This is a genomic window from Alteromonas profundi (assembly GCF_010500865.1).
In the GTDB taxonomy this organism is placed as follows: Bacteria; Pseudomonadota; Gammaproteobacteria; order Enterobacterales; family Alteromonadaceae; genus Alteromonas; species Alteromonas profundi.
The window spans coordinates 127,140-140,048 of the sequence record NZ_JAAAWN010000007.1 but is presented as its reverse complement, the minus strand read 5'-3'; the positions used below and the strand labels follow the sequence as shown (position 1 = coordinate 140,048).

The following is a 12,909-nucleotide window of genomic DNA, read 5'->3' as shown; positions in this document are numbered from 1 at the left end:
TCGACCTAATTATACGTGTTGCACGTAAGCTTTCGCTAAGCGGTTTCGCGCAAACTTGCTATAAAACTCTTACTTAGGCTGCCATTCAAATGATTTGAACGCGTCGTCAACCGGCGTTTCAGCTACGTGGTTGGTGTAATTACTCATTACTTTTTGAGCAAGAATAAGAATAATTTCAAGCAACTGTTGTTGCTCGTACCCTGCATCATAAAACGCTTTTAATTGCGCATCATCAATATTACCGCGACCGCGTGTTACCGCTAGCACAGTTTCTTTTAGCGTATTTAGTTTGTCATCAGACAAAGCTTCATCGTTACGAAGCTGCTCTATTAGCTCATCGCTTACTTTCATGTTTTTAGCAATGCCGGTGTGCGCAGGTACGCAGTAGTGACAGGCATGTTCAACATTAACGGTTTGCCAAACAACGGTAAGTTCATCGGCATTAAACGAAGTTTTTTGCGCCAATTCGTGAAGAACTTGATACCCTTCCAATAAGGTAGGCGCTTCAGCCATTACCGCATGAAGGTTAGGCAACATGCCGAAGGCTTTTTGCGAATTGTCGAGCAAAGGTTTCGCTGCTTCTGGTGCAGAATCTTTCGTATGTAGTGTAAAGTTGTTCATTCCACTCTCCTATTTAAGTGTGGTTAGGGTGAGTACGCTACGTTAGGTAGGTACCGCTGATGTCTTGTTACAATACAATATAGGTTTACTTGAACACTTGTTCAAGTCATAATTGAACAAGTGTTCAAAATAATCATGTATATGGTATATCAATATGAAATATGCAACGCAGGAAGTGATTGAGAAAGCCACCGTGCTATTTTGGCAAAAAGGCTTTCAGGCAGCTGGTATGCGCGACATTCAAGATGCATTAGATATGCGTCCGGGTAGTATTTATGCGCGTTTTAAAAGTAAAGAAGGCTTATTTCAGTTGGTTGTTGAACACTACGTAGAAAACAGCAAAGCTAAATTAAATGCGGTAGCTGAAGCAACGTCGCCGTGCACGGCCTTACATTCATTTTTTACTCAAGCGCTGATTAACCCCGAAGAGTACCGATTTATGCGTCAGTGTTTGTTGGTAAAGTCGATAACCGAATTAGACGTGATTGGCGAACAAGGCAAGCAAGCGGTGGTAGAAGGTATGGCCGTCTTACAACAATGCTTTGCCAGTATTGTTAGCCGCGCAATAGAATGCCAAGAGCTGCCAACGAGTACACCGGTAGATTTAGCTGCAAACTGGCTACAGAATCAATTTGTAGGTTTACGGGCGTTCGCCCTTATGCAGCACGATAATGCCGCAATCGCCACTATGATTGACAAAGTGTTGATAGATTTAAAAACGCAGTGGCCTATTAATCGCACATTAAATGCCCATTAGGGCCCTGTTTTCTGATAAAGGCTATCTATCTCATAGGGGTAAATTAGCGCCACACGCTAAAGGAAGGTGTTTATGCTTAGCTCCTCTTCCTTTCGCAGTGTGCTAGTAATCCCCCTACTGGTACGTATTGTTATCAAATGATAACCGTACTAGGAAAACATCATCCGTAAAAGCTGGGCAATTAATAGTATACCCATTAATGGCCAAATCCATTTTGCCCACTTGGCTGCATCCTTATTACTAATACGCATTTTTGAGCGCTCTATTAGCGGTATCACTATAAATAAGGCAGCAAACAATACCGCCAGTAAAATTAAAACTTCCATTCGCGCATCCCTATAGCATATTTAAGCACTTCACGTTTTGCCGGTTCGAAGCGCTGGGCAGCTGATAACAGCTGATTACGTAACCACTTAATGGGGCCAATATCGTTGCTAAACAAGCCATAAAAGCCATCCATAGCAGACATCATTAATCGGTTATCCCGCTGGCGTGGCCTTTCATAATCTCGCGTTAACCCTTGAATGAAGTGCGCACTGTTAAGTGGATGTTTGTTGGCCGTAACCGCCAGTAAACTTTCTACATCACGAAACCCCAAGTTAACGCCTTGCCCAGCAAGTGGGTTAATTGTATGCGCAGCATCGCCTATTAATATATAGGGGGCGCTGACATAGCGGGTAGCGTGTGCCCGGGTTAGCGGGAAACAGGCTTTATCAATTACAGTAAGACTATTAGGCTTATCTTCGCCACCTACCTCACCCGTTTGCGCTAGCGCGTTTCCAAGCTCGTCGGGGAATGCCGCCATAATACGCTGGGCAAGTTGTTCGTTGTTCAAATTATTCAATGCTTTTAAGGTATCTGGTGTGTCGTACCATACTAAAGAGGCATAGTTATCAAACATAGGTAAAAAGGCTTTTGGCCCCGAGGGGGTAAACTGTTGCCATGTAATAGCCGGTACGGGCTTAGCCATTTCAACCGTTATTCCCATGGCTTGCTGTTGGTATTGCCACCCCGAAGTACCTATATTGGCGGCTTTACGCACCTTCGACATTGCGCCATCGGCGCCTATCACCCAACGTGCATCAATAGTTTGGCCACTCGCAAACGTAATGCGGGCGCAAGCTGCCCCCCCCTCTTCTTCACTGTTTTCAAGGCCATTACATTGTGTAACCGACGCCCCTTGAGAAGGCTTAAGTACATTAAACTCTGTGGCTTCTTCGCTATACCAGGTAACGTTATCTAAATGCTGCAACGCTTTGTGACAACCTAATTGCAATAACCTATTTTCAACGAAAAAACCTAACTGAGGAACCTCTATACTTTGAGCGGTAAAGTCAGTTCTGTGGGCGGGGTTATCCCATACACTCAAACCGGTATAGGGCTTTACCCGCATTTCCGCGATATATTTCCATGCGCCTAAAGCGCGAAGGAGCGTTACCGAGGCTTCACTAATAGCCGACACCCGCAGGTCGGGTTTGCTACCAACGTTGTACTCATCTGGCATATTAAGCTCAATAATAGCAACCTTATAATTTTGCTGAGCAAGCCCTAGCGCTAAGGCTGCGCCCACCATGCCGCCACCATTGATACAAAAATCGTACATTTAATCTCCTCTTCACCCAGATAATAAAAGGGCGATATGTGACTAGTTTATATTGAATACGTGACAATATCGAATGCGCAAGGCCAATGATTTACCTACGATTAATAACGCCCATTGGCTTTACTGAACATGGCAAAAACTTACTGCACATCTTTTTAAAAACACCTTAAAAAAGCCGTAATAAACGAGTAGAAAAACCGCCATCTATACACCAACACTAAGGGTAAAAGATACGTTTTATAAAACGCGCAGCGTTACACAACGTTAAGCAGGCATTAATTAACCATGGAGAAAAAATCGAACAACCCTTAATTTGTACACCGAAAGGCAAGAATATGTGTGAATACGCTGGGCAAGAGGCTACACAACAGGTAAAATATGCGGCTATTTTGAACATCTTCCCAAAAATGCACGTGCTAATTCACGAGACCAGCGCAGCGTAAGCACGATAGGTGCTTTATTTTTTACTGCAGGTCAATGGCTTACGGGAACACTAACAGGTTATCGAATAGTTGTTATGACTAAAAAGCTGTATATCAAAACCTGGGGCTGCCAAATGAACGAGTACGACTCGGAGAAAATGGCAGACTTACTGGACTCTACGCACGGTTATACTGCGGCAGAAACGCCGGAAGAAGCCGATGTCATTCTTTTGAATACCTGCTCTATACGTGAAAAAGCGCAAGAGAAAGTATTCCACCAATTAGGGCGTTGGAAAAATCTAAAGCAAGATAAACCCGACCTTCTCATTGGCGTAGGCGGCTGTGTAGCATCGCAAGAAGGCGACGTTATACGCCAGCGTGCCCCCTATGTAGATCTCGTTTTTGGGCCGCAAACGTTACACCGTTTACCCGAAATGATAAACGAGCTACAAGGCGGCGCAAAGTCTGTGATTGACATAAGCTTCCCTGAAATTGAAAAATTCGATCGTTTGCCTGAGCCTCGTGCAGAAGGCCCCACCGCGTTTGTAAGTATCATGGAAGGGTGCTCTAAGTACTGTACTTTCTGCGTAGTACCTTACACCCGTGGTGAAGAAGTGAGTCGCCCTGTTGACGACGTATTGTTAGAAGTGGCGCAACTGGCTGGCCAAGGCGTACGTGAAGTAAATTTATTGGGTCAAAACGTAAACGCATTTCGTGGCGAACACCACGACGGTACTATTTGCACCTTTGCCGAGCTACTTGAATTAGTCGCTACTATCGACGGTATTGACCGAATTCGTTATACCACTTCGCACCCGGTTGAGTTTACTGACGATATTATTGAAGCTTACGCGTCAATACCTGAGTTGGTTGATCATCTTCACCTGCCTGTACAAAGCGGTTCAGATCGAATTTTAAACCTAATGAAGCGTGGCCACACGGCTATCGAATACAAGTCGAAAATACGAAAGTTACGTAAAATTCGCCCTAATATTAGTATGTCCAGCGACTTCATTATTGGTTTCCCCGGTGAAACTGATGCCGACTTTGAAGCCACTATGGACTTAATCCAGGCAGTAGATTACGACCTAAGCTTTAGCTTCATTTACAGTGCTCGCCCTGGTACGCCTGCCGCCGATGCGGTAGACGATGTGTCGGAAGAAACCAAAAAACAACGATTGCACCTATTACAGCAACGCATAACGCAGCAGGCGTTGCGAATAGCTCGTCATATGGTAGGCACAGAACAACGTATTTTAGTTGAAGGCCCCTCTAAGAAAAACCCAATGGAGCTTTCTGGACGTACTGAAAATAACCGTGTGGTTAATTTTGAAGGTACGCCAGACATGATTGGTGAGTTTGTTGATGTTGCTATAACCGACGTTTTCACCAATTCATTACGCGGCGATGTAGTGCGTAGAGAAAGTGAAATGGGCTTGCGTGTGGCAGTTTCGCCCCAATCTATTATGGCGAAACACGATATAGAAAAAGCTGCAGGGCAACCTGATGAATTAGGTGTAGCTACATTTACCCCAGCATAAACCCTATTGACGTATATAAAAGAGAGAGGAATACAGTAGTTTGAGTACATTGGTAAGTAACGAATTTGAATTGGAACCGGCTGACAGCAAACGTCTGTCTAGCTTATGTGGGCCGTTTGACGACAATATTAAGCAAATTGAACGTCGTTTAGGGGTAGAAATTACCTACCGCAACAATGCGTTTAAGGTGCTAGGCGAACCACTCCAAATGAACAGTGCTTGCGAGCTTCTTAAACTGCTGTATGTCGAAACTCAGCCCATTAAAGGCCGTACCCCTGAGTTAGAACCTGAACAGGTACATTTGGCTATTCAGGAATCTCGCGTGGTAGAGCAAAACGTTGAGGGTGGATATGGCAAAGAGATTAATATTCGCACCAAACGTGGGGTTATTAAGCCTAGAAACCCCAACCAAGCTCAGTATGTTGCAAATATTCTTAATTACGACATTACTTTTGGTATTGGCCCGGCCGGTACAGGTAAAACCTATTTAGCGGTAGCCGCAGCAGTAGATGCTTTGGAACGTCAAGAAGTGCGCCGAATATTGCTTACCCGCCCTGCCGTTGAGGCTGGGGAAAAGCTAGGTTTCTTGCCAGGAGATTTATCACAAAAGGTAGACCCTTACCTGCGTCCCCTTTACGACGCCTTGTTTGAAATGCTCGGCTTTGAAAAAGTAGAAAAGCTAATGGAGCGCAACGTAATTGAAGTAGCGCCTCTTGCTTATATGCGTGGGCGTACACTAAACGATGCCTTTATTATTCTGGATGAAAGCCAAAATACTACGGTAGAACAAATGAAAATGTTCTTAACCCGTATCGGCTTTAATTCACGGGCTGTAATTACCGGCGATATTACCCAGGTAGATTTACCGCGCGGCGCTAAATCCGGCCTGCGTCACGCCATTGAAGTATTGAGCAACGTTGACGACATCTCGTTTAATTTCTTTAACGCTGAAGACGTGGTACGCCACCCTGTTGTTGCCCGTATTGTTCGTGCCTATGAGCAATACGACGCCGAACAAGAACGCATTCGCAAGCAGAAGAAAGACGAAGCCTTGCGTGCCCAACAAGCCCATGCGTTAGCACCAAAGAACACAGACAGCGCCAGTAGCAATGCCGATAAAGGCGCACACAAACAGTGAGCGCCATTGTCGATTTGCAACTCGCTTACGAGGGTAAAGATAACGTAGCCGATGCTATCCCCTCGCTAGATAACATAACCCAATGGGCCAATGCTGTACTTGTCGCCGAAGGCCTTGATGAACAAGAGCTTACCGTTAGGTTTACCGACGAAGAAGAATCGCAAGCGCTAAACTTTGAGTTTCGAGGTAAAGATAAGCCCACTAACGTACTGTCGTTCCCGTTTGAAGCGCCCCCTGGTATAGAGTTAAATTTACTGGGCGATTTGGTGGTATGTGCGCCGGTAATTATGCGTGAAGCAAGTGAGCAAAATAAACTGCACACGCACCACTATGCCCATATGATTATTCACGGTACCTTGCATTTATTGGGGTACGATCATATCGAGGACAGTGATGCCGAGGTAATGGAGCAAAAAGAAATCGACATTCTAGCCAGCCTAGGCATAGACGACCCCTATCAAATTCGGTAACTTGGTATAAAAGGTAATCAAAACGCGCTTACCCGTTGTTAAAACAGTAGGCTCGTATTTAAACACCACACCATATTTAACCCTTTTGCTTGTTATAAGGCCAAGGATGACAACCCCCAGTTCTCATAGAGAAGTACCAAACGATATAAGAAACGACCCTGTTATTAGCCGGTTGCTTGATAGAATGCCGCGTAAGGTAGCCCAGTCGTTTGACGAAGAGCAGCTTTCTCATATTCGAAATGCCATTGGCGCACGAGAATGGGGTAAACATAAGGTCGATCTTCGTGGTACCGTGAAATTCTTTCGATGGCGCTATTACTATGTGGTACTGGCAGGACGAAACAGACGGGCGCTGTCAGATTCGGAAAAGAAATTTGCGACCTTACTGACCGCCACATTACTTTCAGCCTTCATCCTCGTTTCCCTACTTTTCGGTTTACTGGTACTTTATTTAATCAAGTCGGCGCTAGGTATAAACCTAATAGACGATTACAGCTTAGGGATTTGGGACTGGTTTAAAACTCAGTTTTTATAGCCCGGCTATTCGCTGGGCTCAAAGTGAGTGTTTAGGAAGAACCGCCGCTTACCCATAAGTATGCATCTATGTATATGATATGCAACGTCATAGTATAAACGGCGATAGCGCGCATTTAACACGCTTACTTTAGCGCTTGGTTACACACCGTAATACGCTTTATACCATTTAACAAAGTTGCCAATTCCTTCCTTTATCGAGGTACCGGGCTTATAACCTGTACTTGCCCCTAACGCATCTACATTGGCATAAGTAGCGGGAACGTCACCGGGTTGTATAGGTAGTAATTGCTTTTTCGCCTCAATGCCAAGGGCTTCTTCTAAGGTTTCAATAAAACTTAATAAGTGAACAGGATCGTGCGCGCCAATATTGTACACACGATAAGGGGCTTTACTGGTAGAAGGGTTTGGCTGCTTACCATTCCAGGTAGCATCGGGAGCGGCCGTATGCGTTAAAGACTTAATTACGCCATCCACAATATCATCGATATAGGTGAAATCGCGGTAATGATCGCCATAGTTATACACCTGTATTTCATCACCAGCCAAGATAGCTTTAGTAAACTTAAACAGTGCCATATCTGGCCGGCCCCACGGCCCGTAAACCGTAAAAAAGCGTAGCCCAGTGGTAGGTAAACCATACAGATGGCTATAAGTATGGGCCATAAGTTCGTTGGCTTTTTTAGAGGCAGCGTACAAACTTACGGGGTGATCGACATTATCTGACTCAACAAACGGCATGGTTTCGTTCGCGCCGTAAACAGAGCTAGATGAAGCGTACACTAAATGTTTCACATCATTGTGCCTGCAGCCCTCTAGAATATTAACAAAGCCTACCAGGTTTGAATCGACATAGGCATGAGGGTTTTCAATAGAGTATCGAACGCCCGCTTGCGCCGCTAAGTGTACAACTTGATCAAACTTTTCACTCGCGAAGAGGCTTGCAACACCATCGCGTTCTTCTACCCCTAATTGATGAAACGAAAAATTTTCGCCACTAGGCGCATCGCTTACGTCTTGTAAACGTGCTTTTTTTAGCGCTACATCGTAGTAATCGTTTAGGTTGTCTATCCCTACTACCGAATGCCCTTGTGCTAGCAATATTTTAGATACTGCAGCCCCAATAAACCCTGCTGCGCCAGTGACTAATATTTTCATTATTATAATATTCCTCTATCTAATATCTCTATGTTGTATGTTTGTGAAGCAGCATACAAGAGGAATTTATTGAAATGGGTTCCCTCGGGCAGCAACACAGCCCTATCACCATACACATATAAAGGTAAATTGGATTAATCTGCCAAGCGTTCTCTTTAAGTTAAAAGAAAATTTCTAGTTGAAGCACATTACGCCACCTAACAGAATAACGGCACAATCGCTAACAAGTAAATGTCTTCACACGGTAGCTGAGGCTTGTTTAGAAATGCCCCCTCAAATTAATTCTAGACTTAATACGCGTTGATATTTTAATGTGTAAGTAACTCAACCTGCAGTTTCTAAGTATTCCCCTGAATTATTGGTTTGCTTTAAAACAAACTTGGATAGTCGTTGATTGTTAGTAGCAGTAATAGTTATTATAGTATTTGTGGTTTTTTTGAAGTAATAAAACGAATTCTTGGTTAATTTTGGAATTGTTTTGCGACTGGAGACAGAACATACGTACAGAAAACACACTGCGAAAACGTAGCAGTTGTTTAGAAAGCTTAGCTGTATCATGGAAAAGAAGGCGTATATTTTGCAAGACATGGGCTCTGACCAAACACCTCGAACAAGAAAAGGTGGTTTTGTTGTAAGAAACCAAAGTGGTTTTTCTACACTCTATCGGTTAATTGATTTATCTATTATTACTCTGCTTTACTATGGCTCTTACGCCTTTTTCGATTTTTCAGTTGCTAATGTCGACTTAATCCTGCTTTTTGTTTTCGTTATTTCCTTTCAGTTGGTAGCAGAAGCATTTGACTTGTATCGTTCATGGCGGGGGTATGCCACCATTGAGATACTTAAATCCACATCTTATTGCTGGGCAATTACCTGTGTAGCTACTCTCACCATTGGCTTTTTTATCGTCGAAGCCATAGAGCAGCCTACTTCAGCGTTACTTATGTGGTTCGCGTCTTCAGGTGTAGCTTTATTAAGCTGGCGCTTTGTAATGCGCAAATTCTTATTCAAAATTCGCCAAAGTGGAATGAATAGCCGTCAAGCTATTATTATTGGCGCAACAAAAACCGGCTACAACCTAGCGCATCAAATTATTGATAACGAACAACTTGGTATCCAATTCCAAGGTATTTTTGATGACAGAGCCGAGGAGCGGCTACCTCATAAATTTAAAAATCAGGTGCTAGGTGACATAGAGCATGCAATTAATATGGCGCGCAATAATAAGGTAGATTACATTTATATTGCCTTGCCTATGAGTGCTGAAAATCGAATTCGGGACATTTTGGAAAAATGCGCCGATACTACTGCCAACGTTTATATTATTCCCAATTTCTTCATCTACAATTTAATGAATGCGCGCTGGCAAAGTGTGGGTTCGGTTCAAGCCCTCAGCGTATACGACACGCCTTTTCAGGGTGCCAGCAACTTGCTGAAACGCGCTGAAGATATTGTCGTTGGCAGCATTATATTAACTATTTTAGCTATCCCCATGTTGTTTATAGCTGCAGCCGTAAAACTCACCTCCCCAGGCCCCATAATCTTTAAACAAAAACGCTATGGGTTAGACGGTAAACAAATCTATATTTACAAATTTCGCTCGATGACAGCCATGGACAATGGCCCGGTAGTGAAACAAGCAACGAAGAATGACCCGCGTATTACCAAGCTAGGGTCGTTTTTACGCAGAACGTCCCTCGACGAACTGCCCCAGTTTATTAACGTGCTACAAGGAAGAATGTCTATAGTTGGGCCGCGCCCCCATGCTGTAGCCCATAACGAGCAATATCGAAAGCTAATTAAAGGCTATATGCTGCGTCATAAAGTGCGCCCTGGGATCACTGGCTGGGCACAAGTAAACGGGCTTAGAGGCGAAACCTCTACCATTAACAAAATGGTAGAACGGGTTGAATACGATTTAGACTATATTCATCGCTGGTCAGTTTGGTTAGACGTTAAAATTATTGTAATGACTATTTTTAACGGCTTTGTAAATAAAAACGCCTATTAATTCTTCTTCGAAGATGGGCAAAAGCACTTATCAATAGTAGCTATGGGCGTTTTTTTGTGCCCAGCATCCTCTGTTTACTGTGCAGGTATGTGCCCCTTAGGCCTTAATGCTTATTTCCGCTTTGTTTTTCTGTAAATGCCCCTATTTTATAAATGAAAACACGCAGCCTATGGCTGTTTTTACACTTTCAATCAATAAAGCATTGACGACCTTGGTTAAGACATTTAACGTTGGCGTTGATTTAATTAAAAACTGGACACTATGAGCGACGATAATCCTCACTCTACCAACGGCTCCTCAGGAAAAAGTTGGTTAGACAAACTAAAAAATTCAATCTCTGGCGAGCCGAAAAGTAAACAAGAACTGGTAGAAGTTATTACCGAAGCCGAGCGTAGCGAAATTATAGATCCGCAGACTCGGGAAATGATCGAAGGCGTAATTGGCGTCAACGAAATGCGTGTACGCGATATAATGATCCCCCGCGCGCAAATGATCACTATAGATGTTGAACAGGATGTGGAGTCTTTCCTACCTGTTATGCTTGAATCTGCCCACTCCCGCTTTCCGGTTATCAGCGAAGACAAAGATCATATTGAAGGTATTTTACTGGCCAAAGATTTGCTTAGTTATGCCTTTAATGCCGAGCGTGAGTTTAACCTAAGAGATGTACTTCGTCCTGCGGTTATTGTTCCAGAAAGTAAACGGGTGGATGTTCTGCTAAAAGAGTTCCGCCAGCAACGTTACCACATGGCTATAGTCGTAGATGAATACGGCGGTGTGTCTGGCTTGGTGACGATTGAAGATATACTTGAAATCATTGTCGGCGAAATAGAAGACGAGTTTGATATTGAAGAAGACGGCACCGATGACATTCGTCCACTGAACAAATCTACATACTCAGTAAAAGCCCTTACTCCTGTTGATGAATTTAATACCTTCTTTGAAACTAATTTTAGCGAAGAAGAAGCCGACACTATCGGCGGCATTGTATTAAAAGCATTTGGCCATATGCCTGAAACCAGTGATGAAGTAACCATTGGTGATATTCAATTTAAAGTGACTAACTCGGATAAACGCCGGTTAATTCAACTTAAAGTTTCGGTGCCCTCTCTGGAGTAACTCCACTGAAAACACTTATTCCCTATATTCTGCTTTTATTAAGCGGCGCCAGCTTAACGCTGGCTTTTGCCCCTTTCGGCCTATGGCCTTTGGTGATTCCTGCGTTGGCCCTAGCGGTTAGACAGGTGAGTAAACTTAACACGCGGCCGTTTTTGGCTGGCTGGCTTTTTGGCCTTGGCTGGTTTGGTGCGGGTATAAGTTGGGTGCATGTAAGTATCGACCAGTTTGGTGGCCTTCCGCTTATTGCCTCAGTGGGCATTATGCTGCTGTTGTGCGGCTACCTTGCTCTGTTTCCGGCATTAGCATTTAAAATAACTGCGCGCTTCTTTTCGGTTAACTTATGGCCTCTGGCTCTGCCCTTCTTTTGGGTGCTGAGTGAATGGTTGCGTAGTTGGCTACTCACTGGGTTCCCCTGGCTGTCGTTAGGCTATAGCCAAATAAATAGCCCTCTTGCAGGTTGGGCGCCGATAATAGGTGAAACAGGTATTACAGCGTTATTGGTGATGGCTGCTTCTGCATTGGTTTGCAGTTCGCGAACGCGAGGTTTAGTTGCCGGTAGCCTTGTCACCCTTGCTATTTATGTGAGTGGTTATATTGCACTTCAACACGTGTGGGTAAGCCCAAAGGCGACCTACGATGTGGGTATGGTACAAGGTAACATTCCGCAATCGTTACGCTGGGTGCCTGAGCAAGATAAGCCCACTATGGATAAATATCTCACCCTAACGCAGGGCCTGTGGCAAAGCGATCTTATCATTTGGCCAGAAGCGGCTGTGCCAAAGCTAGAACCCTTGGCGCAGGACTATTTAACCTTGGTAAACGAGCAGGCTTTTAACCACAATAGTGCACTTATAACCGGTATCGTAAACTACAATTGGGAGTCGCAGGAAGCGTGGAACAACCTTATTGTCCTGGGCAAGCGTATCCCCGAAGCACAAACACCTACCTACCAATACTTCCATAATAATCGCTATGCTAAGCATCATTTGTTGCCAGTGGGGGAGTTTGTCCCTTTTGAGAATTGGTTACGTCCGTTAGCTCCGTTATTCGACTTACCCATGTCCTCATTTGCCCGTGGCGATTTTCAACAAACAAACCTCACAGCAAATGGCATTAACTTAGCACCGGCAATATGCTTTGAAATAGCGTTTCCTCGCCAAGTAGGTGCTAATATTAACAGTAATACCGACATGCTCATTACCGTAAGTAATGATGCCTGGTTCGGTCATTCACACGGCCCGGCGCAACATTTAGAAATTGCGCGGATGCGGGCGCTTGAATTTGGTCGTCCAGTGCTGCGCGCTACCAACAATGGTATAACTGCGTTTATCGACCATAAAGGCGAGATAATTGCCCGTTTACCACAGTTTGAAGCTGGTAGTATAAGTGCGCCCGTTACGGCAACCAAAGGCGCTACGCCGTACCATAGGGTTGGCGATATTGCGGTTTGGTTGCTGGTATCATTACTTTTATGCTTCGCGCTCGTTTTACAAAAACGTATGCGTGCAAACGCTGTTGCAAAATAAAAATAAAGG

At 44.2% G+C, this 12,909-nt stretch carries 12 protein-coding genes; 8 read left to right on the top strand and 4 right to left on the bottom strand.

From position 1 onward, the window contains the following. Positions 1–69: 69 nt before the first annotated feature. Complete coding sequence (locus GTH32_RS07435; protein WP_163084611.1) at positions 70–621, bottom strand: carboxymuconolactone decarboxylase family protein; 552 nt, start codon at positions 619–621, stop codon at positions 70–72. Between the two features lie 154 nt (positions 622–775). Between GTH32_RS07435 and GTH32_RS07430 the strand changes: the two genes are divergently transcribed. Further along, complete coding sequence (locus tag GTH32_RS07430; protein ID WP_163084610.1) at positions 776–1,378, top strand: TetR/AcrR family transcriptional regulator; 603 nt, start codon at positions 776–778, stop codon at positions 1,376–1,378. A gap of 149 nt (positions 1,379–1,527) precedes the next feature. On the opposite strand, the gene GTH32_RS19355 is transcribed toward GTH32_RS07430, so the two are convergent. Further along, positions 1,528–1,704 carry a hypothetical protein gene (locus GTH32_RS19355; protein ID WP_203565405.1) on the bottom strand — a complete coding sequence of 59 codons (177 nt, stop codon included), beginning with the start codon at positions 1,702–1,704 and terminating at the stop codon, positions 1,528–1,530. Continuing rightward, positions 1,692–2,981 (bottom strand): FAD-dependent monooxygenase, encoded by a 1,290-nt coding sequence (locus GTH32_RS07425; protein ID WP_163084609.1) that lies wholly within the window; start codon positions 2,979–2,981, stop codon positions 1,692–1,694. Before GTH32_RS07425 ends, GTH32_RS19355 begins: the two co-directional genes overlap by 13 nt. A 517-nt stretch (positions 2,982–3,498) precedes the next feature. Between GTH32_RS07425 and miaB the strand changes: the two genes are divergently transcribed. The 4 genes from miaB (at position 3,499) to GTH32_RS07405 (ending at position 7,087) form a co-directional block, all read left to right on the top strand. Continuing rightward, positions 3,499–4,944, top strand: coding sequence for a tRNA (N6-isopentenyl adenosine(37)-C2)-methylthiotransferase MiaB (gene miaB, locus GTH32_RS07420; RefSeq protein ID WP_163084608.1), 1,446 nt, complete (start codon positions 3,499–3,501; stop codon positions 4,942–4,944). Positions 4,945–4,984: 40 nt separating this feature from the next. Then, positions 4,985–6,082, top strand: a complete 1,098-nt coding sequence (locus GTH32_RS07415) for a PhoH family protein (RefSeq protein ID WP_163084607.1) — start codon at positions 4,985–4,987, stop codon at positions 6,080–6,082. Continuing rightward, positions 6,079–6,552 carry an rRNA maturation RNase YbeY gene (gene ybeY / locus GTH32_RS07410; RefSeq protein WP_163084606.1) on the top strand — a complete coding sequence of 158 codons (474 nt, stop codon included), beginning with the start codon at positions 6,079–6,081 and terminating at the stop codon, positions 6,550–6,552. Before GTH32_RS07415 ends, ybeY begins: the two co-directional genes overlap by 4 nt. A gap of 106 nt (positions 6,553–6,658) precedes the next feature. After that, positions 6,659–7,087 (top strand): 3-phosphoshikimate 1-carboxyvinyltransferase, encoded by a 429-nt coding sequence (locus GTH32_RS07405; RefSeq protein ID WP_163084605.1) that lies wholly within the window; start codon positions 6,659–6,661, stop codon positions 7,085–7,087. Between the two features lie 140 nt (positions 7,088–7,227). Here the strand turns inward: GTH32_RS07405 and GTH32_RS07400 are convergent, their stop codons facing one another. Then, positions 7,228–8,244 carry an NAD-dependent epimerase gene (locus GTH32_RS07400; RefSeq protein WP_163084604.1) on the bottom strand — a complete coding sequence of 339 codons (1,017 nt, stop codon included), beginning with the start codon at positions 8,242–8,244 and terminating at the stop codon, positions 7,228–7,230. Between the two features lie 586 nt (positions 8,245–8,830). Between GTH32_RS07400 and GTH32_RS07395 the strand changes: the two genes are divergently transcribed. The 3 genes from GTH32_RS07395 (at position 8,831) to lnt (ending at position 12,900) form a co-directional block, all read left to right on the top strand. After that, the gene (locus tag GTH32_RS07395; protein WP_163084647.1) at positions 8,831–10,255 is read left to right on the top strand and encodes an undecaprenyl-phosphate glucose phosphotransferase; all 1,425 of its coding nucleotides are present in this window, start codon (positions 8,831–8,833) and stop codon (positions 10,253–10,255) included. Between the two features lie 261 nt (positions 10,256–10,516). Next, positions 10,517–11,374 (top strand): CorC family transporter, encoded by an 858-nt coding sequence (locus GTH32_RS07390; RefSeq protein ID WP_163084603.1) that lies wholly within the window; start codon positions 10,517–10,519, stop codon positions 11,372–11,374. Positions 11,375–11,379: 5 nt separating this feature from the next. Beyond that, entirely contained in the window at positions 11,380–12,900 is a 1,521-nt protein-coding gene (gene lnt / locus GTH32_RS07385) for an apolipoprotein N-acyltransferase (RefSeq protein WP_203565409.1), read from the top strand. Positions 12,901–12,909 lie beyond the last annotated feature (9 nt).

What these genes read in the sequence shown, in the direction of transcription:
- GTH32_RS07435 (WP_163084611.1), bottom strand. Translation starts at nt 621, where the DNA reads ATGAACAACTTTACACTACATACGAAAGATTCTGCACCAGAAGCAGCG.
- GTH32_RS07430 (WP_163084610.1), top strand. Translation starts at nt 776, where the DNA reads ATGAAATATGCAACGCAGGAAGTGATTGAGAAAGCCACCGTGCTATTT.
- GTH32_RS19355 (WP_203565405.1), bottom strand. Translation starts at nt 1,704, where the DNA reads ATGGAAGTTTTAATTTTACTGGCGGTATTGTTTGCTGCCTTATTTATA.
- GTH32_RS07425 (WP_163084609.1), bottom strand. Translation starts at nt 2,981, where the DNA reads ATGTACGATTTTTGTATCAATGGTGGCGGCATGGTGGGCGCAGCCTTA.
- miaB (WP_163084608.1), top strand. Translation starts at nt 3,499, where the DNA reads ATGACTAAAAAGCTGTATATCAAAACCTGGGGCTGCCAAATGAACGAG.
- GTH32_RS07405 (WP_163084605.1), top strand. Translation starts at nt 6,659, where the DNA reads ATGACAACCCCCAGTTCTCATAGAGAAGTACCAAACGATATAAGAAAC.
- GTH32_RS07400 (WP_163084604.1), bottom strand. Translation starts at nt 8,244, where the DNA reads ATGAAAATATTAGTCACTGGCGCAGCAGGGTTTATTGGGGCTGCAGTA.
- GTH32_RS07395 (WP_163084647.1), top strand. Translation starts at nt 8,831, where the DNA reads ATGGGCTCTGACCAAACACCTCGAACAAGAAAAGGTGGTTTTGTTGTA.
- GTH32_RS07390 (WP_163084603.1), top strand. Translation starts at nt 10,517, where the DNA reads ATGAGCGACGATAATCCTCACTCTACCAACGGCTCCTCAGGAAAAAGT.